Below are 25495 nucleotides of genomic sequence, written 5' to 3' on the forward strand. Positions count from 1 at the left end.
GGTCACCCGCCACGCGCCGGGACGCCCCACGGCGCACCGGCGCGCCCGGCCCCGCAGAGCGCGCACCCGGCGGAGCCATGGTCACGACGCCATCACGATCAAGACGTTGACGCGGCAGGCGCTCTTGCCGCCCTCGGGCACCCGGCGTAGACCAGAGCGCACGGGACAGCGCTCTACGTTCGACGACGCACGGAGAACGGGGTAAGAGATGCGCAACATCCACCGCATGGGTCGCGTGGTTCGCACACACAAGTCCAACCCCTATGGCAAGTCCGCCCATCCCCCCACGTCCAGAGCCCTCACGGTCCTCGCCGCGGGCGTCCTCGCCCTCTCGCTCACCGCGTGCGGCGGTGACGACGACAAGGACGACGGCGCCGACAACGGCAACGACGGCGGCACCGAGGCCACCGTCCAACTCCCCAAGCTCGACGGCCAGAAGCTGGAGGTCGCGGCGGTCTTCACCGGCCCGGAGCTGGACAACTTCCAGAAGGTGCTGGACGAGTTCGAGAAACGCACCGGCGCCTCGGTGACGTTCGTGCCGACCGGCAACAACACGTCCACGTTCCTCGGGACGAAGATCGAGGGCGGCAAGCCGCCGGACGTGGCGTTCCTGCCGCAGGTCGGCGTGTTGCACCAGTTCGCCGAGAAGGGCTGGGTGAAGCCGCTCGGCAGCGAGGCCCAGGCGCAGTTGGACAAGAACTTCTCCGACGGCTGGAAGGACCTCGGCGCGTACGAGGGCAAGCAGTACGGCGTCTACGCGAAGGCCGCCAACAAGTCCCTCGTCTGGTACAACACCGCCGCGTTCGAGGCGGCCGGGATCACCGAGGAACCGGGGACCTGGGACGAGTTCCTGCAGACCGCGCAGACGCTCTCCGACGCCGGTTCGCCCGCCGTGTCCGTCGGCGGCGCCGACGGCTGGACGCTCACCGACTGGTTCGAGAACGTCTATCTGTCGCAGGCGGGCCCGGAGAAGTACGACCAGCTGGCCAAGCACGAGATCAAGTGGACCGACCCCTCGGTGAAGGAGGCCCTCACCAAGCTGGCGGAGCTGTGGGGCAAGGACGAGCTGATCGCGGGCGGGGCGTCCGGCGCGCTGCGGACCGAGTACCCGAAGTCGATCACGCAGACCTTCACCGGGGACGCCCCGGCCGGCATGGTCTTCGAGGGTGACTTCGTGGCCGTCACCATCAACGGGGACACGGACGCCGAGATCGGCACGGACGCCAAGGTGTTCCCGTTCCCGGCGGTCGGTGACGACTCCCCCGTGGTCACCGGCGGCGACGCGGCCGTGGCGCTCAAGGACGGCAAGGGCGCCCAGGCGCTGCTCACCTTCCTCGCCTCGACCGACGCGGCGGAGATCTGGGCGGCACAGGGCGGCTTCCTCTCCCCCAACAAGGAGATGGATGAAGGCAGTTACAAGGACGACGTGACCCGGGAGATCGCCAAGGCACTGCTCGCGGCGGGCGATGACTTCCGCTTCGACATGTCCGACCAGGCCCCGGCGGCGTTCGGCGGCACCCAGGGCGTCGGCGAGTGGAAGGACCTCCAGGACTTCCTGAAGAACCCCGACGACGTGGCCGGTGCCCAGAAGCAGTTGGAGACCGACGCGGCCAAGGCCTACGGGAACGGCTGACGGCGACCTCATGTCGTCCGCCGGGACAACGACGAAGACGGCGGGGGGCGCCGGTGAACGGCCGGCGTCCCCCGCCGCACCGCGCAAGAGCGTGACGGGTACCCGGCTGTGGGTGGCGGTGCTGTTTCTGCTGCCCGCGCTGGTGCTGCTCGGCGCGCTCGTGGTCTACCCCATCGGGTACTCGGTCTGGCGGAGCCTGTTCGACGCGGACGGCTCGGGCTTCGTCGGCCTCGACAACTACGCGGAGATCTTCTCCGACGACGCGACGCTCGTCGCCGTGCGCAACACCGCGATCTGGGTCGCGGTGGCCCCGGCGCTCGTCACCGCGCTCGGGCTGATCTTCGCGGTGCTGACCGAACGGGTGCGCTGGGGAACGGCGTTCAAGCTGATCGTCTTCATGCCGATGGCGATCTCGATGCTGGCCGCGGGCATCATCTTCCGGCTGGTGTACGAACAGGATCCGGACCAGGGCGTCGCCAACGCGGTCGTGACGTCCGTGCACGACGTGTTCGTGGACGAGTCGGTGTATCCGAAGGCCCGCCCCAACGCCCAGGTGAGCGATCTGAAGGCGTCCGGCGGCGGGTCGTTCACCACCGAGGGGACCGTGCGGGCGGGCAACCCGGCGCTGCTCCCCCTCGTCGGCATCGCGCCCAACAGCCTGCCCGGGGACGCGGAGGACGCGAAGGCCGCCACCGGAGGCGAGGGTGTCACCGGGACCGTGTGGCTGGACTTCCGGCTCGGCGGCGGCGGTGAGAAGGGGGCCGTCGACCCGGGTGAGAAGGCACTGAAGGGCGTCGAGGTCGAGGCGGTGAAGGACGGCGAGGTCGTCGCCACCGCGACCAGCGGCGCCGACGGCACCTTCAGCCTGCCGGAATCCGCCGAAGGGGCTCGACTGCGGCTGCCCGGCTCGAACTTCGCGGCGCCCTACAACGGCATCGACTGGCTCGGTCCCGCACTGGTGACCCCGGCCGTCATCGGGTCGTACGTATGGATGTGGGCCGGTTTCGCGATGGTGCTGATCGCGGCCGGGCTGGCCGGGGTCGACCGCAATCTGCTGGAGGCGGCCCGGGTGGACGGGGCGAACGAGTGGCAGGTGTTCCGGAAGGTCACCGTGCCGCTGCTCGCGCCGGTCCTGGTCGTCGTCCTCGTCACGCTGATGATCAATGTGATGAAGGTGTTCGACCTCGTCTACATCATCGCGCCCCAGCCCACCCAGGACGAGGCCAACGTCCTCGCCCTCCAGCTCTATCTGGTGTCGTACGGCGGCGGGGGCGACTTCGGTCTCGGCAGCGCGATCGGTGTGGTCCTGCTGCTGCTCGTGCTGCCGGTGATGTGGGTCAACATCCGGCGCCTCAGGAAGGAGCGCCAGCGGTGACGACTGTCGAGGAACACTCGAGAACTGTCGGGAAACGCTCCGTCGCCGCCCGGCTCGCGAGCGGCGCGGCGGGCGGCGCACTGCGGGTCTTCCTGCTCCTCGTGGCGCTGTTCTGGCTGGTGCCCACCTTCGGACTGCTGGTCTCGTCGTTCCGCGACCCGACCGACATCTCCACCTCCGGGTGGTGGAAGGTGTTCTCGGCCCCGGCCCAGCTCACCACCAAGAGCTACGCGTCGCTGCTGGAGAACGACGGGATCACGGACGCCCTGTTCAACACGGTCTGGATCACCGTGCCGGCGACGCTGCTGGTCGTCCTAATCGGCGCGATGGCCGGATACGCCTTCGCCTGGCTGGACTTCAAGGGCCGCGACTGGTGGTTCATGGGCGTGGTGGGGCTGTTGGTGGTGCCGGTGCAGGTGGCGCTGATCCCGTTGTCCGGGCTCTTCCGGGACCTCGGGATCTTCGGCGACATCATCGGCGTGGTGCTCTTCCATGTCGGCTTCGGACTGCCGTTCGCGATCTTCCTGTTGCGCAACTTCTTCGCGGAGATCCCGCGGGAGTTGCTGGAGGCGGCACGGCTCGACGGGGCGGGTGAGGTACGGCTGTTCACGACGGTCGTCCTGCCGCTGGCCGCACCGGCGCTCGCCTCGCTCGGCATCTTCCAGTTCCTGTGGGTGTGGAACGACATGCTGGTGGCGCTGGTCTTCTCCAGCTCCGACTCCCAGCCGCTGACGGTCGCGCTCCAGCAGCAGGTACGGCAGTTCGGCAGCAACATCGAGGTGCTGGCGCCGGGCGCGTTCATCTCGATGGTGATCCCGCTGGCCGTGTTCTTCGCGTTCCAACGGCAGTTCGTGTCGGGGGTGATGGCGGGCGCCGTGAAGTGACCGCCGACAACTGGGGGCGCGCGCACCGCGGAACGCACCCGTGCGCCCCCAACTCCGTGGAGAATCCCCCGTATGGAACACGCACCGTAACCAAATCATCCCATCGGCCGTTTCCGGGCAGTATGCCCGCGCCGACCCATGGATGTCCTCCTTGCCCAGGTTCAGTGTCATCGTTCCCGCGTACAAGGTTCAGGCGTACCTGCACGAATGCCTGGATTCTGTGCTGTCCCAGTCCTTCACCGACCTCGAGGTGATCGTCGTCGACGACGCCTCGCCCGACAACTGCGCCGCGATCGCCGACGAGTTCGCGGCCCGCGACCCCCGGGTACGGCGCACGGTGCGCCTGCGGGAGAACGCGGGGCCCGGCGCCGCCCGCAACAAGGGGATGGAGTACGCCAGGGGCGACTACCTCCTCTTTCTCGACGCCGACGACACGTTCACGCCGGGCGCGCTCCAGGCGATCGCCGACCGCGTCAAGGAGACCGGCGAACCGGACGTCCTCGTCCATGACTTCGCGCGTGTCTCCTGGTCGGGCGAGCCGGTCCACGACGCGCGTGACCGCCGGCTCACCGAGCAGGGCCCGGCCCCGTTCCGGCTCGACGACCGCCCCGGTCTGCTCACCGTCCGCCCCGCGGCCTGGAACAAGGTCTGCAAACGGGAGTTCGTCGAGGACCACGACTTCCGCTTCCCGCCCGGCGTTTACGAGGACACGGCGTGGTCGTACCAGGTCCTGATGGCGGCGGAGTCCGTCGCCACCCTCGACCGGGTCTGCGTGCACCACCGCCGTCGCCGCCACGGCAGCCTCCTCGGGGCGACTACGCACAGTCACTTCGATGTGTTCGGTCAGTACGACCGGGTGTTCGCCTACGTCGACGAGCGGCCGGAGCTGGCGCAGTGGCGTCCGGTGCTGTTCCGGCGCATGGTCGACCACCTCACCTCCGTGTTCTCGGGGGGCCACCGGCTGCCGCGCGAGGCGCGCGCCGAGTTCCTGCGCACGGTCCGCGCGCACTGCGTCCGCTACCGCACCCCCGGCGCACCCCTGCGCGCCCGCGCCCGGCTCCGGCACGCGCTCCTGCGGCTGGGCAGCCCGCGCCTCTACCGCGCCCTGTGGGCCGGAGCGCGGCTGGGCCGGGGCGCCGGACGTCTGGTGCGGGGTCTGGCCGGGCTGTTCCGCGCCGTCGGCCTGCGCCTGCACTACCGCGTCCAGCGCCTGCTCCCGCTGCGCGCGGACCGGGCGGTGTTCGCCGCGTACGGGGGCCGGGGGTACGAGTGCAGCCCGGCCGCCCTGGAGAACGCGTTCCGGACGTACGTCCCCTCGATGCGCACCTCGTGGGTCGCACGCCCGGAGCACCACCACACGCTTCCGGTGGGAACCCGGCGGGTGCTGCCCGGCTCGATGGCGTACTGGACGGCGCTCGCCCGCTCCAAGTACCTGGTGAACAACGCCGACTTCGACCGCCGGCTCGTCAAGCGGCGCGGCCAGGTGCTGGTGCAGACCCAGCACGGCACCCCGCTCAAGCACATGGGGATCGACCTGCGGGACCGGCCGGCGGCGGCGCGCGGCACGGACTTCGAGGAGGTGCTGCGCGGCAGCGACCAGTGGGACTACGTCCTGTCCGGCAACCGCCACTCCACGCTCGTCTGGGAGCGCGTCTACCCCTCCCCGTTCACCACCCTCGAGTACGGCTCGCCGCGCAACGACGTGCTCCTGAGGGCGACTTCGGCGGACGTGGCCCGGGTGCGCGAGCACCTCGGCGTGCCCGAGGGGGCGGTCGCCGTCCTGTACGCCCCGACGCACCGCGACTACCGGCACTCGCAGCGCGCCCACCTGGATCTGGAGCGGGTGCTGCGCAAACTCGGGCCGCGCTTCGTCGTCCTGGCCCGGGCGCATCACGCGTACGACTCCCCGCTGACCGATCTGGCGCACGGCCGGCTGCTGGACGTCACCGGGTATCCGAGCGTGGAGAACCTCTGCCTCGCCTCGGACGCGCTGATCACGGACTACTCGTCGCTGATGTTCGACTACGCCAACCTCGACCGGCCCATCGTGATCCACGCGGAGGACTGGGAGGCGTACGAGGCGGCGCGCGGGACCTACTTCGACCTGCGGTCCTGTGCGCCGGGGGCGGTCGCGCGCAGCGAGGACGAGCTGATCGACATCTTCGCGACGGGGCACTGGCGGGGGTCGCGGTCGGCGCAGTTGCGGGCGGCGTTCCGGGAGCGGTTCTGTCCGTACGACGACGGGCGGGCGGCGGAGCGGGTCGTGCGGCGGGTCGTGCTGGGGGAGTGTGTGCCGTCGGGTGACGTCGTTCCGCTGGGTGAGCGGCGTCCGGTTCCGTCCGCGGCGAGTGCGCGTGCGGGGGCGGCGGACGAGTTGCTGGGGACGTAGGCGTCTCCTCGCCCCCGCCGCCCCTACCCGTCCCATCCAAGGGGCTGCGCCCCTTCGGCCCCCACCGGACCCGCACCCGACAACGCACCCCCACACATGCCCCCGGAAAGGAAAGAATGCCCCGCTTCAGCATCATCGTCCCCACCTACGGCGTGGAGGGGCGGCTGCCACTCGCTCTGGAGTCCGTGCTCGGTCAGCCGTTCGGTGACTTCGAGCTGATTCCGGTGCACGAGGCGGCCGCCGACTCGCCGGGCGGGGCGATCAGCGCCGCGTACGCCGTCAGGGACACCCGCGTCGCCCCGGTCGAGTCACCGCCGGCGGGCGGGCTGAGCGCCGCCCGCAACGCGGGACTCGCGGCCGCGCACGGGTCGTACGTGCTGTTCCTGGACGGGGACGACACACTCGCGCCGGGCGCGCTGCGGGCGATCGCGGACCGGCTGGACGAGACGAACGACCCGGACGTCCTGTACTTCGCGCACGAGCGGGCGCACTGGTGGGAGGGCGGCACCACCGTCGTGCGCCCGGCCGGTCCGGACGCCCCCGCGTGGAGCGCGGCCTACCGCCGGGACTTCCTCGGCGAGCGTCAACTCACCTTCCCCATCGGCCATTTCACCGACCTCGGCTGGAACGGCCTGGTCGCCCTGGCCGCCGACCGTACGGCCGAGCTGCCGGACACGGTCGGTGTGCGTCATCTGCTGCGCCGGCAGGGCAGCCGGCTGTACGCGCCCGGCGACCACCACCTGGAACTCCTCGACCAGGTGGAGCTGGTGCTCGCCCGGGCGGCGGCCGGACAGGGGCTGTCGGAGGCGCTGTTCGGGCGGCTGTTCGCGATCGTGCTGCGCGCTCTCGCCCACCCGGAGCGGCTGCCCGCCCACCACCGCCGCGCCTTCTTCCGCCGCGCCACCCACCTCTACGGCCTCCACCGCCCGGCCGGCTTCCGCCCGCCCGCCGGGCGCCTCGGACTCCAGCACCGGCTGCTGGCGCGCGGCTCGTACGCCGGGCTCCGGGTCCTGCACGCCGCCCACCGAGCCGCCTCCGGAGCGCCGGCGGCGCTCCTCCGCCCCCGTACGCCCCTGGCCCGCGCCCTGAACGCCGTCCAGCGCCGTCTGCCGCTGGACCGGAACCTCGCCGTGTACCGCGCGCACCCGGGCCGGGGCGTCGGCGGCGACCTGGTCGCCGTGGAGGCGAAGGTCCGCGAACTCGCCCCGCGGGTCCGCTCGGTGTTCCTCGTCGCGGCCGACGCGGTGGACCGGGTCCCCCGGGGCGTCGAGCACGCCGTGCTTGGGAGTGCGCGGGCCGGGCGGCTGCTGGCCCGCGCCGCGTACGTCGTCGACGACGGCGCCCTCACCGACACCCTCGTCAAGCGTCCCGGCAGTGTCCACCTCCGGATCGCGCCCGGCACCCCGCTGAAGGCGACGGGCCTGGACCGGTCCGCGTATCCGATGGTGGCCGCCGGGGTGGACGGTCCCGCCGGCGCGAAGGCGCTCCTCGGGCACGTGGACCGCTGGGACTTCGTCCTCTCCTCGAACCGGCACACCACCGAGACCTGGGAGCGGGCCTTCCCCGGCAGGTACGCGCACCTGGAGTACGGCTCTCCGCGCAACGACGTCCTCTGCGCGGCCACGGCCGACGACGTGGCGCGCGCCCGGCGCGCGCTGGGTATCCCCGAGGGCGTGAAGGCCGTCCTCCATGCCCCCACCCACCGCGCCCACGCCGCTGGGCGCGGGGCCCGGCTGGACCTGGAGGCGTTCTGCGAGGCGGTGGGAGAGGAGTTCGTGGTGCTGCTGCGGGCGCCCCACCGCTCCGCCGCCACCACCCCTCGCGGGAGCGGCGGGCGGATCATCGACGTCACCGCGCACCCTTATGCCGAGGAGGTCTGCCTCGCCGCCGACGCGCTGATCACCGACTACGCGTCCCTGATGTTCGACTACGCCCACCTCGACCGGCCCGTGGTGATCCTCGCGGACGACTGGGAGGCGTTCCGGGAGACCCGGGGCGTCTGCCTCGCTCTGCCGGCCGCGCCACCCGGTCATGTGGCGCGCACCGAGCGGGAGTTGGCGGACCTGTTCCGGGACGGCTCGTACGCGGACGTGGAGGCCGACGCGCTGCGGGCCGCCTTCCGGGAGCGGTTCTGCCAGTTCGACGACGGGCGTGCGGCGGAGCGGGTGGTACGGCGGGTGTTCCTCGGCGAGCGGCCGGAGGCGCTGCCGCCGGTCGTGCCGCTCGCCGAGCGCGCACCGGCGCCGGCGTCGGCCCCGGCTCAGGCCCCGGCGCCGACTCCGACTCCGACTCCGACTCCGACCGCCGCGACCCTCGTCAGGAGCTGAGGACATGCCCCGTTTCAGTGTCGTCGTCCCCGTCTTCGAGGTCCGGGGGCAGCTGCGCGAGTGTCTCGACTCGGTCCTGGAGCAGTCGTACGGGGACGTGGAGCTGATCGCCGTCGACGACTGCTCGCCGGACGGCGGCGGCGAGATCCTCGACGCGTACGCCGCCCGCGACGCGCGGGTGCGCGTGCTGCACCTGCCCGCGAACGTGGGTCCGGGCCGTGCCCGCAACGCCGGACTGCCCTACGCCACGGGCGACTTCGTCCTCTTCCTCGACGGCGACGACACGCTCGCGCAGGGCGCCCTGCGCGCGCTGGCGGACCGGCTGGACGAGGCCGGGGACCCCGATGTGCTGGTCTTCGACCACGTCCGCGCGTACTGGTGGGGCGAGACGCGCCGCGACGCCCGCGCGCACCTGCTTCGCGCGGTGGGCGAGGGGACCTTCACGCTCGCGGAGCACCCGGAGATCCTCGACCTGCCGACGGTCGTGTGGAACAAGGCGTACCGGCGGGAGTTCCTGGAGGCGCACGGCTTCCGGTTCCCGCCGGGCCACTACGAGGACACGGCCTGGACGTTCCCGGTGCTGCTCGGCGCCGGGCGGATCGCCACGCTGGACCGGATCTGTGTGTCCTGCCGGCAGCGGCCGCGGGGCACCCTCCTGTCCACCACCGGACGGGGTCACTTCGACGTGCTCGACCAGTGGGAGCGGGTCTTCGCCCATCTGAACTCCCGGCCCGAACTGGCGAGTTGGCGCCCCCGGGTACGGAACGCGATGGCGGGCCACTGCCTGGACGTCCTCGCCGCGCCGGACCGGGTGCCGCCCGGCGACCGGGCCGAGTTCTTCCGCCGGGCGGCGGGGCTGTACCGCAAGCACCGGTCGGACGACGCGCCGCCGGCCCCCGCGCACCCGGTGCTGGAGGGCGGCTGGGCCGCCTACCGTGCCCGGCGGTGGGCGGCCCGCGCCCGAACCGCCCTCGGTGTGCGCGGGGAGCGGCTGCGGGCGGCCGGCGCCGAGTGGATCGGCCGGGGCTGGTCGCTGGCCCACGAGCGGCTGCCGCTGGACCCGCACCTGGCCCTGTACTCGGCGTTCTCCCATGGCGGGGTGCTGGGGGACCCGGCGGCCGTGTACCAGGCCGCCCGTGAGTTCGCGCCGCACATCAGGGGCGTGTGGGTGGTGCGTCCGGAGCGCGTGGCGGCGCTGCCGCCGGGCGTGGAGCATGTGACGCCGGGCTCGCCCGAGTATCTGCGGCTGGCCGCGCGGGCGACGTACTTCGTCGGCAACGCCGACTGGCCCGGCGCCCTCACCAAGCGGCCGGGCAGTGTGCACGTCCACACCCATCAGGGGACCCCGCTGAAGTTCATGGGCGCCGACCTGCTGCACAAGCCGGGTGCCCGGCTCGGCGTGGACGTGCCGGGGCTGCTGCGGGGGGCCGACCGCTGGGACCACAGCCTCGTCGCCAACCGCCACTCCGAGCTGGTGTGGAGCAGGGCGTACCCGAGCGGTTTCACCTCGCTGCGCACCGGCAGTCCGCGCAACGACGTCCTCGTGAACGCCGGTCCGGGCGGCGGCGCGGCGGTCCGTGAGCGGCTGGGCGTCCCGGCCGGGCACACGGTCGTGCTGTACGCGCCCACCCCCCGTGACTACCGGCGCGGCGGCCATGTCGAGCGTTTCGACCTCGCCCGCTTCGCCGCCGACCTGCGGCGCAGCCTCGGCGAGGCGCTCACCCTCGTGGTCCGGCTGCATCCGTCGCTCGCGGACGGCCCGGCGCGCGGGTACGGGCTCGCCGAGCTGCACCGGCGGGGTGTCGTGGTGGACGCCACCGACGAGCCGCACGTGGAGGAGCTGATGCTGGCCTCCGACGTCCTGGTCACGGACTACTCGGCCCTGATGGTCGACTACGCCAACCTGGACCGCCCGATCGTCGTCCACGCCGACGACGTGGACGCCTTCGCCGCTAGCCGGGGCCTGTACGTCGACCTGGTCGCCGACCCGCCCGGCCATGTCTCCCGTTCCTACCGGGAGCTCGCCTGGCTGTTCGACTCCGGGCAGTGGCGGGACCGGGAGTCGGCGCGGCTGCGGGCGGGGTTCCGGGAGCGGTACTGCGAGTTCGACGACGGGCGGGCGTCCGAGCGGGTCGTGCGGACCCTGATGCTGGGTGAGCCGGCGGGGGCGGTGCCCGCGCTCCGGGCGGCCGGCTCGCGGGCGGCCGCCGCCTTCCCGTCGTCCTCATGAGGGCGCCCACGGCCGGCGGGCGGGCGTGGGTCCTCGCGACGCGCGCGCGGGCGTGGGTGCTGCTGCTCGCCGTCGTCTTCGCGCTGTTCCAGCTGGCGGGCGTCACCGGGCGCGCCACTCCCGACACCAGGAACTACGTCTCGTACGCCCTCGCGCTCGGCGGCGCGGGCGTGCGGGAGTCGGCCGCCGGGACCATCGACCACTACTGCGGGAGCCGGGCGGCGGCCGAGCGGAAGCACCGTGTGGACGTGGTGCGGTTCCGGGAGCCGAGCCCGGCCGCGCGGGTCGCGCGGGAGTGCCGGCGCGAGCTGTGGCGGGAGGTGGACCGGCGGCTGGCGGCCGGGCAGTCGGGCGTCCCGGTCGCGCCGTTCGCCTCGGAGCGGTTCCTGCGGATCTTCGAGGCGCGGCCCGGATACCCGGTGCTGCTGGCGCCGTTCGTCGCGGTGTTCGGGGTCCTGTGGGGCGTGTGGCTGGCGAGCGTGCTGATCACGGCGGCCGGGGGCGTCCTGGCCCACGTCGTCCTGCGTGCCGTCCGCGCGCCGGTCCCCCTCGCCCTCACCGGCCAGGCGCTCTTCCATGTGCTCCCCTGCGGCGCGACCGCGATGCGGCCCATGACCGAGGGCGTACTGCTGGCCCTGACACTGACGGCGCTCTGGGGATGCGCCCTGGCCGGGGAGGGCCGGGTGCGGGCGGGCGTGCTGCTGGTCGCCGGTTCCCTGTCGGCGCTGTTCACGGTGAAGCACTCGCAGGCGCTGTTCCTGGGGGTGTGCCTGGCGGGGGCGTGTGCGGTGGTCGCCGCGCGGCTCGGGCTCGGTGGCGGGCGGCGCGCACGCGGTGGTGAACGACCGGGGCGCGAGCCGTTCGAGATGTGGGCGCGGGTGCGGGCGCGGGCGGTCGAGCCGTGGGTCCTGGCGGTCGGGGCCGTGTCCGCGTGCGCGGTGGTGGGCACTCCGGCGCTCGCGGCGCTGCTGCGCCACCCGACGTCCACGGAGAGCCTCCAGGACCTGCTCACCGATCACTTCACGCGCCCCGATCGGACCGCCCCGTGGCCGGAGTTCCTGCGTCTGGAGGCGAACTTCTGGGCGGAGTGGGGGCGTCGGCAGCTGACCCGGCCGCTGTTCCTCGCCGCCCTGGTGGCGGGCGCGTGGGGCGCGCTGCGGCAGCGGCCGGTGTTCGGCTGGTTCGTGCTCGCCGCCGCGTGCACGGGTGTCCTCAACCAAGCGGCGCATCCGGACATCACCATCTGGGGCGACCGGCTGATCGTCGTGGCGTGGCTGCTGCCGGTGCTGGGGCTGCCCCTGCTGCTGGAGCGGATCACCACCCCTCACGACTCACTCGATGTGGTGACCGCGAGCTGAGCCGTTGACCCTCCCGGCGCTACCGGGAATACACGGCAAATGCCCGATACAGCCCATAATCCTCTCGATCCCGGTGCGGAGTGGCCGGTCCGGCGCCGTCTGCGTGGCGCGCTCGGGGCCACCGCGCTGCGCGGCGGCCGCACCTGGCTGTCCCGGCGGCCGACCCCGTACGTCGTCGTGGGCGCGCTGTTCTGGCTGGTCATGACGTGGGCGTACTGGCGCGTGCCCCTGTGCTGCGACGCCGGTCAGCACGCGGCGGTCGTCGAGCGGCTGCGCTGGGACCTGTTGCACCCGGCCCACCCGACCGCCGATCTGCCGGGCGCGGGCAGCCCGTACTACTCCCCGTACACCGTCGCGCAGGGCGTGCTCGCGCGGCTGACCGGGCTGAGCGGTTGGTCCCTGGTGAGGCTGGCGGGGCCGGTGAACCTGCTGGTGCTGCTCACCGGGATCGGCCGTTTCGTGCGCGTGCTGACGCCCCGGCCGTGGGCGCCGGTCCTCGCGGTGCTGTTCATGACGCTGCTGTGGGGCACCGAGCGGATCCTGTGGAGCGGCTTCCTCGGGCTGATGTCGCTGACCTTGAACCTCGGTTACCCCTCGGCGTTCGCCACGGGGCTGACGTTCTGGGCCTGGGCGTGGACGGGGACGCGCGCGCGTGGCGGCCATTCCGCCGGGCGGGTGCGGTACGTCGGGCCGGGCGGTCTGGCCGGCGTCTGGGCGTACGCGGCGCTCGGGGTGCTGTACGGGCTGATCCTGCTGGTGCATCCGATCACGGCGGTGGCCGCGCTGGCCGGGGCCGCGGCGATCGTGGCGGCCCGGCAGGACGGCTGGTCGCGGCCGGCGACGGCCCGGTGGGCGGCGGCGGGCGCCGCCGGCCTGGCGGTGGCGCTTGGCTGGCCGTACTACGCCGTCCTGTCGCTGGCCGGGCACGCCGGCCTGGACGGGGTCCACCGCCTGCTGTACGAGAGCGCGGCGGGCAACCTCTGGCTGGCGCTGCTCGGGCTGCCGGCGCTGTGGGCGCGGGCGCGCCGGTCGCCACGTGACCCGCTGGTGCTGATGTGCGCGGCGGAGTGTCTGACGATGGCGTACGGCTGGGTCAGCGGGCACTACACGTACGGGCGGGTGCTGGCGCTCGCGGCGGTGCCGGCGCAGGTCGCCCTGGCGGTGGAGCTGGCGGCGCCCCGGCCGTGGGGGTGGGCCCGGCGGCTCCTGGGCGGGGCCGCCGCCGTCGGTGCCTGCGTCGGCTTTCTGACCGTCCAGGCGGGCGCCGTGGTGCCCCGGGCACTGGACCCCGTCGGCTTCGCACAGCCGCCGCGCTGGCCTTCGTACGACTGGGCGGCGCGGCATGTGCGGGCGGGCGAGGTGCTGATCACCGACGGGTACGCGGCGGCCCGCGCGCTCCCCGGGTACGGGGTGAACATGGCGGCGCCGACCTGGCCCGATCCGGCGCTGGCGGAGGGTGAGCGGGTGCGGCGGCACGCGGAGGTGCGGGCGTACCTGGATCCGGCGTCGACGCGGGAGGAGCGTGCGGCCGTCGCGCGGCGGTACGGGGTGCGGTGGCTGGTGCTCTCCCGGCGGCAGAAGGTGCCGGAGGAGGCGGTGGTCGTGGACTGGAGCCCACGGACCGGGGAGGTGCTGGCGCGGATCGCTCCGTAGGGGGAGTGGCACGGAGCGATCCGCGCGGCAGCGGGGGGTGTCAGCGACATCCGGGGGACGTCGCACGCGGGCGGCGGGGCCGCGTGGGAGACGACTACTCGACTACTCGACGACCAGCTCGACCGGCATGTTGCCGCGAGTGGCGTTGGAGTAGGGGCAGACCTGGTGGGCCTGCTCGACGAGCTTGCGGCCGGTGGCCTCGTCGACGGTGTCGGGCAGCTCGACGCGGAGGGTGGCCTTCAGGGCGAAGCCCTCGCCCTCCTTGCCTATGCCGACCTCGGCGGTCACGGCGGCGTCGCTGACGTCGACCTTGGCGGCGCGGCCGACGAGGCCGAGGGCGCTGGCGAAACAGGCCGCGTAGCCGGCGGCGAAGAGCTGCTCCGGGTTGGTGCCCTGGCCGTTGCCGCCGAGCTCCACCGGGAGGGCCAGGTCGAGGTCGAGCTTGCCGTCGTTGGTGACGGCGCGACCATCGCGGCCGTGGGTGGCGGTGGCGACAGCGGTGTAGAGCGCGTCCATGGGAGAACCATCCCTTTCACAGGTCATCTCACGTCCGGCGGTCCGGTCCGACCGCCGTTCACGGACTCCAGTAGAGCACACAATTCAATTGCCCACAACTAAATGGTGGACAGGAGTTACCCTGGAGTCATGACCACGAGCCCCGCCCCCATGCCCGAAGGGACCTCCACGGAGATCTCCGGGCAGGTCTCCGAGGAGGACTTCCTCCGTCTCGACCGGCAGATCTGCTTCTCCCTGCACGCCGCCTCGCGCGCCTTCAACGGCGCCTACCGCGTGGTCCTCAAGGACCTGGGGATCACCTATCCGCAGTATCTGGTGATGCTCGTTCTGTGGGAGCAGGGCGAGCTGCCCGTGAAGAAGCTGGGCGAGCACCTGCGCCTCGACTCCGGGACCCTCTCGCCACTGCTCAAGCGTCTGGAGGCGGCCGGTCTCGTCCGGCGCGAGCGCAGCGCGCGCGACGAGCGCTCGGTGGTGGTGCGACCGACCGAGGAGGGCGCTGCCCTGCGGGAACGCGCTCTGGCCGTGCCCCGCCGGATCGTCTCCGCGACCAGCCTGGACATCGACGAGATCCGCGATCTGCGCGACCGCCTGGACCACCTGACGGCCGCCCTGGACGACGCGGCACTCGCGGAGCCCGCCGGGTGACCGTCGGTTCGCCGACGGAATCCGACACCTGCATACGGAACCCCAGCCTCCCGCCCGCCATCTTCCCCACGGGGCCGCGAAGCCTCCCGTAAGGGAAGATTTGCACACATACCTCTCACAGGTGCGGGGCAACCATGGCTCTTCAGCAGGCGCAGGTCTCCGTCGTCGTCATCGGCTACGACGACGCGGCCCAGGTGGCGGACGCCGTGCGCTCGGCCCTCACACAGGGGCCGGCCGTCCGTGAGGTGATCGCCGTCGACGACTGCTCGACGGACGGCAGCGCGGAGCTGCTGGAGCGGCTCGCCGAGGACGAGCCCCGGCTGCGGGTGGTCCGGCGCACGGCCAACAGCGGCGGCTGCGGCACGCCGCGCAACACCGGCCTGGACGTCGCGACAGCGCCGTACGTGATGTTCCTGGACAGCGACGACGTCCTGCCGCCCGGTGCCGTGGACGCGCTGCTGGCGGCGGCCCTGGAGCACGACGCGCCGGTCGCGTCGGGGCTGTGCGTGCGCAGGGAGCTGCCGTCGGGCCGGGAGACCCCCTGGCAGCCGGAGCTGTACGCCCGGCGCACGCTGGTGGAGCACTCCTCCCAGCGCGCACGCCTGGTCCAGGACACCCTCTGCGTCAACAAGCTCTACCGCACCTCCTTCCTGCGCGAGCGCGTCATCCGGTTCCCCGAGGGCCGCTTCCCCTACGAGGACTTCGTGTTCGGCGCGCGTGTCCTGGCCGCAGCGCCGCGCGTCGCGCTCGTCCCCGACCCGGTGTACGTCTGGCACGTGCGCCGCTCGGCGGCCCGGCTGTCCATCTCCCTGGACCGCTCCGACATCGCCAACTGGCGGGCCCGCCTCGACGCCGACCGGCTGTCGTACGACATCCTGCTGGGCGCCGGCGAGAAGGGCCCGGCCCGGGCCGCCCGGACCCGCTTCCTCGACCACTCCCTGCGGATGTACGCCCGCGAGCTGGACCTGCGCGGCGCGGAGTACCGGCGCGAGTGGTGGACGCTCACGCGCGCGTACCTGGCCACCTTCGACGAGGCCGACTTCGCGCCGGCGCCCGCGCCCGGCCGGGTCGTCGCCCGGGTGATCCTCGCCGCCGAGGAGCCGCGCGACCTGCCCCGCCTCAAGGAGATGTCCGCCCGCCCCGCCCGGCTGACCCCGCCCTACGCGCGCGCGGGCGACGGCACGCCCGTCTGGTCCGCCGATCTGCCGCAGGTGGAGCTGGACCATCTCCTGGTCCGCCCCGTGGAACTGCTGCCCGCCGCCGTCGACGCCGAACTGCGGCCCCGCGCACGGGGGACGGTGCTCCGGCTGCGGCTCCACGAGCTGTACGGGCGGATGGCGGAGGCGGGGCCCCGGACCGTGGAGGCGGAGTTCACCGAACGGACCGACGGACGGGTCGGCTTCACCTGCACGGCGCCCCTGCTGGCCGAGGTGGAGGGCGACAGCGGGCCGGACGCGTCGGACGTCGACAGCTGGACGGCGGAAGTGCCGCTGGATCTGGCCGCGTTGGGCAACGGCACCTGGGACCTGCGGCTCCGCCTCCGGTTCGCGGACGGCAGCCGCCGCGAGACCACCGCGCACGCCCTCGCGGGCGCCGGGCTGCTGCGCCGGAGCGCACTGCCGAGCGTGCGCCACGGGGTGCTCCTGGTGCAGCCGTACGCGACCCACGCGGGGGCGCTCGCGGTACGACTCGCGCCCGGTTGGCGAGGTTTGACCGAGGTCGTCCGCCGTCGCCTCACCCGCCTGCTTCACTGAGCGCCGACGCGATTCCACCAGCAACATCGTCTTGACTACGAGGGGACGGTCGTCCATGACCTGGCTGATCACCGGTGGCGCCGGATACATCGGGGCGCACGTGGTGCGCGCGATGCTCGACGCGGGCGAGGACGCCGTCGTCTACGACGACCTGTCCACCGGCGCCGCCGAACGGGTGCCCGACGGCGTCCCGTTGGAGATCGGCTCCACCCTCGACGGGGAGCGGCTGGCCGGGGTGATCCGGGACCGGCACATCACCGGCGTCGTCCACCTGGCGGCGAAGAAGCAGGTCGGCGAGTCCGTCGACCTGCCGCTGCACTACTACCGGGAGAACGTCGAGGGCCTGCGCACCCTGCTCTCGGCCGTCACGGACGCCGGGGTCGCGTCCTTCGTCTTCTCGTCCTCCGCCGCCGTGTACGGCATGCCGTCCGCAGCGCGGGACGGGGACCTCGTCACCGAGGAGACGCCGTGCGCGCCGATGAGCCCGTACGGCGAGAGCAAGCTGGTCGGCGAGTGGCTGGTCCGGGCCACGGGCCGGGCGACGGGCCTGTCGACGGCCTCCCTGCGCTACTTCAACGTGGCCGGCGCGGCCACCCCCGAACTGGCCGACACCGGCGTCTTCAACCTCGTCCCGATGGTCTTCGAGAAGCTCTCCGAGGGCGCCCCGCCACTGATCTTCGGCGCCGACTACCCGACCCCCGACGGGACCTGCGTCCGCGACTACATCCATGTCGTCGACCTCGCGGAGGCCCATGTGGCGACCGCGCGGCGGCTGCGCGAGGCGCCGGGCACGGATCTCACCCTCAACATCGGCCGCGGGGAGGGCGTTTCGGTGCGCGAGATGATCGACCGGATCAACGCGCTCACCGGTCACGACCTGCCGCCGGTGGTCGTCGACCGGCGGCCCGGCGACCCCGCGCGCGTGGTCGCCTCGGCGGACCGGATCGCCGGCGAGCTGGGCTGGAAGGCGCGGTACGGCGTCGAGGACATGATCTCATCGGCGTGGGCGGGATGGACGCGGCGGACGGAGCGGCAGCAGCGCCTGCTATGACGGAATCGACGTGAAGCGGGAACTGTCCGGTGCCGTTTGCTCGTGTGTACTAGGGGAAGCCGCCGAGGAGTTGCTCGGCGGCGACGAGGAACTCCTCGGCGAACGACGTACGTACGACGTGTCCGGCAGGGCGTTACGGGGGTAGCGACGGTGCCGGCTTGGGACATCGACCGATCAACGTGCAGACCACGCTGAAATCGACCGGTGAGGCGGCCGGTGGCCTGGAGAAGGCCGCCAACTCACTGGTGACGAACATGGCGAGCGCGGCCGAGTCCGCCGGAACGGCCGTACCGGGCGGGCAGTTCAGCGGCCCCATGGTCGGTCCGGTGGCCGCGGGCACGCCCCGGGTGCCGGTCGGACCGGTCGCGGCGGCGCTGAGCCAGTACCTCCAGGAGCGGCAGCAGAAGCTGGCGTACATGGCGCAGCGGACCATCGACTCCGTGCAGGGCGCGGCCGACGCCACCAACGCCTACGTCACCGGCGACCTGGACATGGCCGCCACGCACCAGGCCAACGCCCTCAAGGCGACCGTCGTACCGCCACCGCCGGGTGTCGACGGGAACGGCGGGCAGGGGCCGAAGTGAGCGACGACATCCCCGTCATCCCGGAGGAGGTCCCCGAGTTCACCGGCGATCTGGAGCAGCTGGACCTGGGCATCGCGGGCGTCCGCTCGGCCGGCACCTCCCTGAAGGACTCGGGCTCGGCGATCCACACCCGCTTCGGCGGCCTCTCCGCGTACTACAAGGCGCCGGAGGCGGAGGCGCTGTTCGCGACGACCGCGCCGGTGGCGACGAAGGGCGAGGAGTTCGCCACCGAGCTGGAGACCGTGGCCTCGGCGCTGGACACGTACGCCGCCGCCGTCGGGCCGCTCAAGCAGAAGTTCGACCAGCTGCGCCGGGACGCGATCGCGTTCCGCGCGAAGATCGAGGGCGACGACGAGTGGCGCGCCGACGGCGACCTCGTCGAGGAGAACAACAACCGCCGCTCGGACATCAACGCCGCCTACGCCGCGTTCCAGGCCGCCGAACGCGACTGCTACAACAAGATCGTCGCGCTGGTCGGCGGCCAGGCGCTCGTCGTCAACGACGGCTCCAACAAAGAGAACATGTACGGCTACCGGGGCGAGGACCTGAACAACGCCGGTGGTCTGCCCTGGGGTGACCCGGTCGAGGAGTCCAACCCCTGGTACTACGTCCACGAGCACGTCTGGGACTTCGCGGTCGGCTTCGTCGTGGACGGTGTGTGGGGCACGATCAAGGGCCTGGGCACGCTGGTCGGGTTCAGCGGCTGGGACGCGGCCGGACAGGCGTGGGTCGGCCTCGGCAAGCTCGCCACCGGCATCCTCATCACGGCCGTACCGGTGGTGGGCACCGCGTACTGGCTGGCCCCCGACGACAAACTGCCGTCCTGGCTGCGTGACTCCCGGACGGCCGTCGTGGAGACCGGCAAGGCGCTGATCGCGTACGACGAGTGGGGCAAGAACCCCTCCCGGGCGGCCGGCGCGGTCACCTTCAACGTGCTGACCACCATCTTCACGGGCGGCGCGGGCGGCGCGGTCTCCGGCGCGGGCAAGGCGGGCGCCATCGCCAAGGCGATCTCCTTCGCGGGCAAGGCGGGGCGGATCGTCGACCCGATGACGTACCTCACCAAGGGCGTCGGCGCGACGGCGGTGAAGATCGGCGACGTCATGGCGAGCCTGCGCGGCATCACCGACGGCACGCACATCAGGCTCGGCGAGGGCACGTACCAGATCGCCGACGTGCCGAACATCGCCGACGACCTCCCGGCCGGCCTCACCCCCGAGAACAGCGTCCGCATGGAGACGCCCCAGGGCGAGGTCGTCTACCTCGACACCAAGACCCTCGTCGTCCACAACGCCGACGGCACGGTCCGCGAGTCCCTGGACGCCATCAGGCACGAGGGGACGGCGGCCGAGCGCGGCGCCGATGTCTCCCGGCCCGAGCCGGAGCTGGTGGGCGCGGGCGCCCGCGTCGGCGACGGCGGCACGGGGGCTGTGGGGCGCGTCGGGGACGACCTGGGCGGTACCGGGCGGGTGAGCGACAACGGCCTGCCGGGCGGACGTGCGGAGAACCTGCCGGGCGGGCGGGCCGATGACCTGGGCCGGGGGCCTGCGGGGAGTCATGAGACGCCGGGCAGCGGCGGCTCACGGGGAGGCGACGGCCAGGCCGGCGGTGGCCACGGGCACGGCGAGACATCGAGCGGCGGTCACCACGAAACTCCCTCAGGCGGGCGTGGAGAGACACCCGCTGGTGGTCACGGCGAGGGTGCTCCTTCGGGCCAGGGCGACCACGTCGACGGATCACACCCGGATTCCGACGTGAACCACCGACCGGATCCCCCGGCGTCACCGCCCGTCGACCACATCACCGATCTCCCGGGTGGTGACGGCGTGGTGCCGCCGCCCGGCGCGGGCGAGAAGCTCCTCGCCACGCTGGACGACACCCAGGTGACGCGACAGGACGGACTCATCACCGAGGTGAACGGACGCCCGGTCGCCGACTACCTGGACGACCTGTCCCGTGACCGGGCCGACGTGTATCTGCAGGCGAAGGACGCCAAGACCTGGCCTCGGGCACAGACCGGGGCGTGCGTGGGTGCCGTGATGGACCTGCGCACCGGGCATGTCGTCGAAGGCATCAACGGTCCCAGGCCGCCCGAGTCCATTCCTCTCGCACGGCTGCACCCCACCTTGCGGGCTCGCTACGACGAGATCGCCGGCAGCCCGCCGCATCACGCCCCCATCCTCAGCCATGCGGAGGTCAAGGCGGCGAACCAGCTTCTGTGGGCGCGTACGGAGGCAGGCCTCCCGGACGGCCCGGCGGCACTGGCGGAGATGCGGGCCTCGGTTCAGTTCCCGTACATGGCCGACAAGGCGACCGGGCTCTACCCGCGAGGCGCGCCGTTCTGTGGTAACTGCAACCATATGTTGGAAGGGGTGCCGAGCAGCCACGGCCGCTATCTCAAGGACCCCCCCGGCCCCGAGAACTGGATTCCCTGATGACCCTTCCCCGCATCGACATCGACGATCCCAAGGTGGATTTCGACGACGGAGAACGCCTCTTCTACCAGGGCGAGCTGTTCACCGGCGAGGTGGTCGAGTACCAGGGCAGCGCGCTCGTCAGCCTGGAGACCTACCGGGACGGGATCGTGGACGGCCCGGTCAGACAGTGGTACGAGGACGGCACCCTGCGCGCCGAAGGGACCATGCGTGCGGGATTCCCCGTCGGCGAATCCCGCAGATGGCATCCCGACGGCGCTCTCGCCGCGAAGCGGATCACGACCGAGGACGGTCATCACCCCCTGGCCGAACTCGAATGGGACGAGAACGGCGAGCAGACCCTCGCCTGGTACGCGCCGGGCTTCGGTCCGGAGTGACTTGGCCGAAAGAACAGCCATGAAGACAGGGCTACCCGTGCGGCTGGCGGCGTTTCACCACCACCCCCGCCCCCTCCACGCCCTCCTCACCACCCTCAAGGCAGGCACCCTTGGCCGCGGTTGACCCTCAGCGCGCCCTCGGCGCGGTCCTCGGCTCCGCCGTCGGGGACGCGCTCGGCGCGCCGTTCGAGTTCGGGCCCGAGGGGGCCTTCTCCGCGCGGTTCCCGAAGGCCGGGCACGGTGGGGAGATGTGCGGCGGCGGGGGCTGGGACCCGGGGGAGGCGACCGACGACACACAGATGGCCGTCCTCGTCGGGGAGTCGCTCGTCGAGCACGGTGGACTCGAACTGCCCGACATCTTCCGACGGTTCCAGCGCTGGGCGGTGTCCGGCCCCAAGGACATCGGCATCCAGACCGAGGACGTGCTGACCGGCGGCGCCCCCTGGGACCTCGCCGCCGCCCGCCACTTCCAGGTGAACCTGCGGGCCGCAGGCAACGGCGCGCTGATGCGGGCCGCCACCTCGGCCGTGTACTTCGCGAGGGACGGCCGGGACCGCACCATGGACGCGGCCCGGCGGCTGTCCGCGCTCACCCACGGCGACCCGGCCGCCTGGGAGGGCACCGCCGCCTTCCACGAGCTGGTCCGGATCGCGCTGGCCGGCGGCGACCCGCTCGCCGCCGTCCCCGACACCCTCGCCGCACTCCACCCCGACCACCGCGCCCGGTACGACGTCGTCCTCGCCCCCGACTGGCACCCCGCGCAGGCCACGGAGTTCAACGGCGCGGTCTGGCCCTGTCTGGGCTCCGCCGTCTGGGCCGTCCGGACGACCGGTTCCTACGAGGACGCCGTACGCGCGGCCGTGGACCTCGGCGGCGACACCGACACTGTCGCGGCGGTGACCGGCGGCCTCGCGGGCGCGGTGTACGGCGCCGACACGATCCCGGAGCGCTGGCTGGAGGCGCTGCACGTGCCGCTGCCCGGGTTCGGGGAGCGGGTGCTGCGCGCCCCGGAACTCATCCACCTGGCAACGGAGTTGGCGACCCGAGCCGCCCGCTGACCGTCGGCCTCAGCCCGCGCCCGGCTCGTAGCCGCTGATGACGTACTCCGCCTCGTCGTCGATGGCGTTCTCGTCCACGTCCAGGGTGATCCGTGCGGGATGCCCGTCGGCGGCGTACTCCACCTCCGCCGTGTCCGCCTGCTCCTGCCAGGCCCTCTCCAGCATGTCCATCAGGTCACCGATCCCGGGGACGCTGCCGGGCCCCTCCCTCAGCAGCCGGCGACTGTCCTCGTCGAGGCCGACCGCCTTGGTGACCTCGCCGTCCCTGACCGTCACCCGGAACCTCCCCGCCAGGGCCTGCGAGGTCGACGTGAGGGTGTAGACGTACGAGGCGGGCTCCTGCCACATGACGGTGTTCCGTGCCGTGGTGGGCTGCGGCGAGGCTCGCCCCTTCGGTGCGGCGGACGTCCCGCCGTCACAGGCGGCGGTCATCCCCACCGTGCCCACCGTCCCCGCGATCAGCGCGGCGGCCAGGAGCACGGAACGAGCACGGGAGCATGAGCGAGTCACGGCGACCCCATTTCTGAGCGGCTGTGACTAGGACGCCACCCGTCCACGGAACGTTCAGCTCCGGAACAGCGGGCCTCGGGCTCGCCCTACAGCGCCCGCAACGCCCCCGCCGTGGCCCGCGTCAGGCCCTCCAGATACCCCTTCGGCAGCTTCGGCGCGCGCACGACCACCGAGCGCCAGTACAGCGGGCCGGAGATCACGTCCAGCGCCAGGTCCTCGTCCACGCCCGCCCGGATCTCGCCCCGGGCGACCGCCGACGCGACGATCCCCGTGGCCACGCTCTGCTGACCCTCCCGCAACGCCTTCTGCATCGCCTCGGCGATCTCCGGGTTGCGGGCGGCCTCGGCCTGGAGGTCGGGGATGATCTGGCCGGCGACCGGGTGGCGCAGCGCGCGGGACGTGACCTCGTAGAGCAGCCGGAGGTCGCCCTCCAGCGAACCCGTGTCCGGCATCGGCAGGCCCTGGACCGCGACCGCCGAGACCAGGTCCAGCACCAGGTGCAGCTTGGAGCGCCAGCGGCGGTACACCGCCGTCTTGCCGACGCCCGCGCGACGCGCGATGCCCTCGATGGACATCCGGGCGTAGCCGACGGCCGCCAGCTCCTCGAAGACCGCCGTCCGGATCGCCTCCGTCACGTCCTCGCGGAGCACGGCCGCCCCGGCGGGGGCCCGGCGGCGCGGCCGTGGCGGCTGCCCCTCGGAGGGTTCGGCGTTCGTCGTCATGGCCCACAGCATAGGCCGTGACGACGAAACGGTTGCGTTCCGACGTCGAATCGGCTTACTCTCACGTTGCGACGATACGGTCCCGTCCCGACGTAAGAGCAGGGCAAGGGCGACGTGAGAAGCCAAGCCATGACAGCGCGGCCGAGTACGCGGGACGCCCCCCACCAGCGACCTCACTAGCGAAAGCAGCGGATGTGAGCCAGGTCCTCGACACACCGCCCCCGACCACGGCGGCCACCTCCCGAACCGCCCGCGCCGCCGAGACCCCGGCCCAGCTCGCCGAGCGGTACGGCCTCAGCGTCAGCGGGGCCCGCCCCTCGCTCGGCGCGTACGTACGGCAGCTGTGGGCCCGGCGGCACTTCATCACCGCCTTCGCCACGGCGAAGCTGACCGCGCAGTACAGCCAGGCGAAGCTCGGCCAGGTCTGGCAGATCGCGAACCCCCTGCTGAACGCGGCGGTCTACTACCTGATCTTCGGCCTGCTCATGGGCACCAAGAAGGGCGTGCCGGACTACGTACCGTTCCTCGTGACCGGCGTGTTCGTGTGGACCTTCACCCAGAGCTCGATCATGGCGGGCACCCGGGCGATATCCGGCAGCCTCGGCCTGGTGCGGGCCCTGCACTTCCCCCGGGCCTCGCTGCCCCTGTCGTACTGCCTCCAGCAGCTCCAGCAACTGCTGTTCTCGATGGCCGCGCTGGTCGTGATCCTGCTGGCCTTCGGCGTACCGGTGGCCATGTCCTGGCTGCTGATCGTGCCCGCCCTGGCGCTGCAGTTCGTGTTCAACGCCGGTGTCGCGATGGTGATGGCGCGGATCGGCGCCAAGACCCCCGACATCGCGCAGCTGATGCCGTTCGTGCTGCGCACCTGGATGTACACCTCGGGCGTGATGTTCAGCATCGACCACATGCTCGCCGACCGGAACATCCCGGCGTTCGTGCATCTGCTGCTGGAGTGCAACCCCGCCGCCGTCTACATCGACCTCATGCGGTTCGCGCTGATCGACAGCTTCCACGGAAGCCAACTGCCGCCGCACGTCTGGGCGATCGCGGCGGGCTGGGCGCTCCTCGCGGGCGTCGGCGGGTTCATCTACTTCTGGAAGTCCGAGGAGACGTACGGCCGTGGCTGACACCATCATCGACCCCACCCTTCCCGGCACCCGGCGCGAGGCCGACCGGGCCGCCGGCACCGGCACCGCAGTCCCCGAGCCCGTGCCGACCGTCGTCGTCGACGGCGTCGACATCGTCTACCGCGTCAACGGCACGGGGGCCGGGCGCGGCACCGCCACCGCCGCGCTCAACCGCATCCTGCGGCGCAAGAAGGCCGAGAAGGCGGCCGGCGTGCGCAAGGTGCACGCCGTGCGGAACGTGTCCTTCACCGCGTACCGGGGCGAGGCCATCGGGCTCATCGGGACCAACGGCTCCGGCAAGTCCACCCTGCTCAAGGCCGTCGCCGGGCTCCTCCCCGTGGAGAACGGGCGCATCTACACCGACGGCCAGCCGTCCCTGCTCGGCGTCAACGCGGCCCTGATGAACGACCTCACGGGCGAGCGGAACGTCCACCTCGGCGGGCTCGCCATGGGCATGTCCCGCGAGCAGGTCATGGAGCGGTACGAGGAGATCGTCGACTTCTCGGGCATCAACGAGAAGGGGGACTTCATCACGCTCCCCATGCGCACGTACTCCTCCGGCATGGCGGCCCGGCTGCGGTTCTCCATCGCCGCCGCCAAGGACCACGACGTGCTGCTGATCGACGAGGCGCTGGCGACCGGGGACCGCTCCTTCCAGAAGCGGTCCGAGGCCAGAATCCGTGAGCTGCGGAAGCACGCGGGGACGGTGTTCCTCGTCAGCCACAACAACAAGTCGATCCGGGACACGTGCGACCGGGTGCTGTGGCTGGAGCGGGGGGAGCTCCGCATGGACGGGGCGACGGACGAGGTGCTGAAGGAGTACGAGAGGTTCACCGGCGGGAAGAAGTAGGTTTCGCCTGCGAGTTC

Annotated in this window: 21 protein-coding genes; 18 read left to right on the forward strand and 3 right to left on the reverse strand. The window is 72.6% G+C overall.

Features of this window, described 5'->3' with window-relative positions; translation table 11 throughout:
* Window positions 1-226 precede the first annotated feature (226 nt).
* The 8 genes from ACZ52C_RS24780 to ACZ52C_RS24815 all read left to right on the forward strand — a co-directional run bounded on the left by ACZ52C_RS24780 (window position 227) and on the right by ACZ52C_RS24815 (window position 13849).
* Entirely contained in the window at window positions 227-1633 is a 1407-nt protein-coding gene (locus ACZ52C_RS24780) for an ABC transporter substrate-binding protein (protein ID WP_469076790.1), read from the forward strand.
* A gap of 10 nt (window positions 1634-1643) precedes the next feature.
* Window positions 1644-3008 (forward strand): carbohydrate ABC transporter permease, encoded by a 1365-nt coding sequence (locus ACZ52C_RS24785; protein WP_469076791.1) that lies wholly within the window; start codon window positions 1644-1646, stop codon window positions 3006-3008.
* On the forward strand, window positions 3005-3892 hold the full coding sequence (locus ACZ52C_RS24790) for a carbohydrate ABC transporter permease (protein ID WP_469076792.1): 888 nt from the start codon (window positions 3005-3007) through the stop codon (window positions 3890-3892). The genes ACZ52C_RS24785 and ACZ52C_RS24790 overlap by 4 nt, the downstream gene beginning before the upstream one ends.
* A gap of 151 nt (window positions 3893-4043) precedes the next feature.
* Window positions 4044-6281, forward strand: a complete 2238-nt coding sequence (locus ACZ52C_RS24795) for a bifunctional glycosyltransferase/CDP-glycerol:glycerophosphate glycerophosphotransferase (RefSeq protein WP_469076793.1) — start codon at window positions 4044-4046, stop codon at window positions 6279-6281.
* 116 nt (window positions 6282-6397) lie between these two features.
* Entirely contained in the window at window positions 6398-8608 is a 2211-nt protein-coding gene (locus ACZ52C_RS24800; protein WP_469076794.1) for a CDP-glycerol:glycerophosphate glycerophosphotransferase, read from the forward strand.
* A gap of 4 nt (window positions 8609-8612) precedes the next feature.
* Window positions 8613-10838, forward strand: a complete 2226-nt coding sequence (locus ACZ52C_RS24805; RefSeq protein WP_469076795.1) for a bifunctional glycosyltransferase/CDP-glycerol:glycerophosphate glycerophosphotransferase — start codon at window positions 8613-8615, stop codon at window positions 10836-10838.
* On the forward strand, window positions 10835-12196 hold the full coding sequence (locus ACZ52C_RS24810; RefSeq protein WP_469076796.1) for a hypothetical protein: 1362 nt from the start codon (window positions 10835-10837) through the stop codon (window positions 12194-12196). The genes ACZ52C_RS24805 and ACZ52C_RS24810 overlap by 4 nt, the downstream gene beginning before the upstream one ends.
* 39 nt (window positions 12197-12235) lie before the next feature.
* On the forward strand, window positions 12236-13849 hold the full coding sequence (locus ACZ52C_RS24815; RefSeq protein WP_469076797.1) for a hypothetical protein: 1614 nt from the start codon (window positions 12236-12238) through the stop codon (window positions 13847-13849).
* A 102-nt stretch (window positions 13850-13951) separates the two neighbouring features.
* Here the strand turns inward: ACZ52C_RS24815 and ACZ52C_RS24820 are convergent, their stop codons facing one another.
* Complete coding sequence (locus ACZ52C_RS24820; RefSeq protein ID WP_060884502.1) at window positions 13952-14365, reverse strand: organic hydroperoxide resistance protein; 414 nt, start codon at window positions 14363-14365, stop codon at window positions 13952-13954.
* Window positions 14366-14494: 129 nt separating this feature from the next.
* Between ACZ52C_RS24820 and ACZ52C_RS24825 the strand changes: the two genes are divergently transcribed.
* From ACZ52C_RS24825 to ACZ52C_RS24860, 8 genes are all read left to right on the forward strand, one after another.
* The gene (locus tag ACZ52C_RS24825; protein WP_469076798.1) at window positions 14495-15010 is read left to right on the forward strand and encodes a MarR family winged helix-turn-helix transcriptional regulator; all 516 of its coding nucleotides are present in this window, start codon (window positions 14495-14497) and stop codon (window positions 15008-15010) included.
* 134 nt (window positions 15011-15144) lie between these two features.
* Window positions 15145-16764, forward strand: coding sequence for a glycosyltransferase family 2 protein (locus ACZ52C_RS24830; RefSeq protein ID WP_469076799.1), 1620 nt, complete (start codon window positions 15145-15147; stop codon window positions 16762-16764).
* Between the two features lie 55 nt (window positions 16765-16819).
* Window positions 16820-17815 carry a UDP-glucose 4-epimerase GalE gene (galE, locus tag ACZ52C_RS24835; protein ID WP_469076800.1) on the forward strand — a complete coding sequence of 332 codons (996 nt, stop codon included), beginning with the start codon at window positions 16820-16822 and terminating at the stop codon, window positions 17813-17815.
* A 10-nt stretch (window positions 17816-17825) separates the two neighbouring features.
* Window positions 17826-17960 carry a hypothetical protein gene (locus tag ACZ52C_RS24840; protein WP_469076801.1) on the forward strand — a complete coding sequence of 45 codons (135 nt, stop codon included), beginning with the start codon at window positions 17826-17828 and terminating at the stop codon, window positions 17958-17960.
* 13 nt (window positions 17961-17973) lie between these two features.
* Window positions 17974-18399, forward strand: coding sequence for a DUF6507 family protein (locus ACZ52C_RS24845; protein WP_469076802.1), 426 nt, complete (start codon window positions 17974-17976; stop codon window positions 18397-18399).
* Window positions 18396-20834 carry a hypothetical protein gene (locus ACZ52C_RS24850; protein WP_469076803.1) on the forward strand — a complete coding sequence of 813 codons (2439 nt, stop codon included), beginning with the start codon at window positions 18396-18398 and terminating at the stop codon, window positions 20832-20834. Before ACZ52C_RS24845 ends, ACZ52C_RS24850 begins: the two co-directional genes overlap by 4 nt.
* A complete protein-coding gene (locus tag ACZ52C_RS24855; protein WP_469076804.1) occupies window positions 20834-21211 on the forward strand; it encodes a toxin-antitoxin system YwqK family antitoxin in 378 nt (125 codons plus the stop codon). The genes ACZ52C_RS24850 and ACZ52C_RS24855 overlap by 1 nt, the downstream gene beginning before the upstream one ends.
* 110 nt (window positions 21212-21321) lie before the next feature.
* On the forward strand, window positions 21322-22269 hold the full coding sequence (locus ACZ52C_RS24860; RefSeq protein WP_469076805.1) for an ADP-ribosylglycohydrolase family protein: 948 nt from the start codon (window positions 21322-21324) through the stop codon (window positions 22267-22269).
* A 9-nt stretch (window positions 22270-22278) separates the two neighbouring features.
* Here ACZ52C_RS24860 and ACZ52C_RS24865 read toward each other — a convergent pair whose 3' ends face one another.
* Complete coding sequence (locus ACZ52C_RS24865) at window positions 22279-22749, reverse strand: DUF6174 domain-containing protein (protein ID WP_469076806.1); 471 nt, start codon at window positions 22747-22749, stop codon at window positions 22279-22281.
* Between the two features lie 116 nt (window positions 22750-22865).
* Window positions 22866-23501: a TetR/AcrR family transcriptional regulator gene (locus ACZ52C_RS24870; RefSeq protein WP_469076807.1), complete on the reverse strand. Its 636-nt coding sequence runs from the start codon at window positions 23499-23501 to the stop codon at window positions 22866-22868.
* Window positions 23502-23695: 194 nt separating this feature from the next.
* Here ACZ52C_RS24870 and ACZ52C_RS24875 point away from each other — a divergent pair, with 194 nt between their 5' ends.
* Together ACZ52C_RS24875 and ACZ52C_RS24880 are read left to right on the forward strand one after the other, a co-directional pair.
* Window positions 23696-24628, forward strand: a complete 933-nt coding sequence (locus ACZ52C_RS24875; protein WP_469076808.1) for an ABC transporter permease — start codon at window positions 23696-23698, stop codon at window positions 24626-24628.
* Entirely contained in the window at window positions 24621-25478 is an 858-nt protein-coding gene (locus tag ACZ52C_RS24880) for an ABC transporter ATP-binding protein (RefSeq protein ID WP_469076809.1), read from the forward strand. Before ACZ52C_RS24875 ends, ACZ52C_RS24880 begins: the two co-directional genes overlap by 8 nt.
* Window positions 25479-25495: the final 17 nt, after the last annotated feature.

Source organism: Streptomyces sp. NPDC034049, from assembly GCF_055575575.1.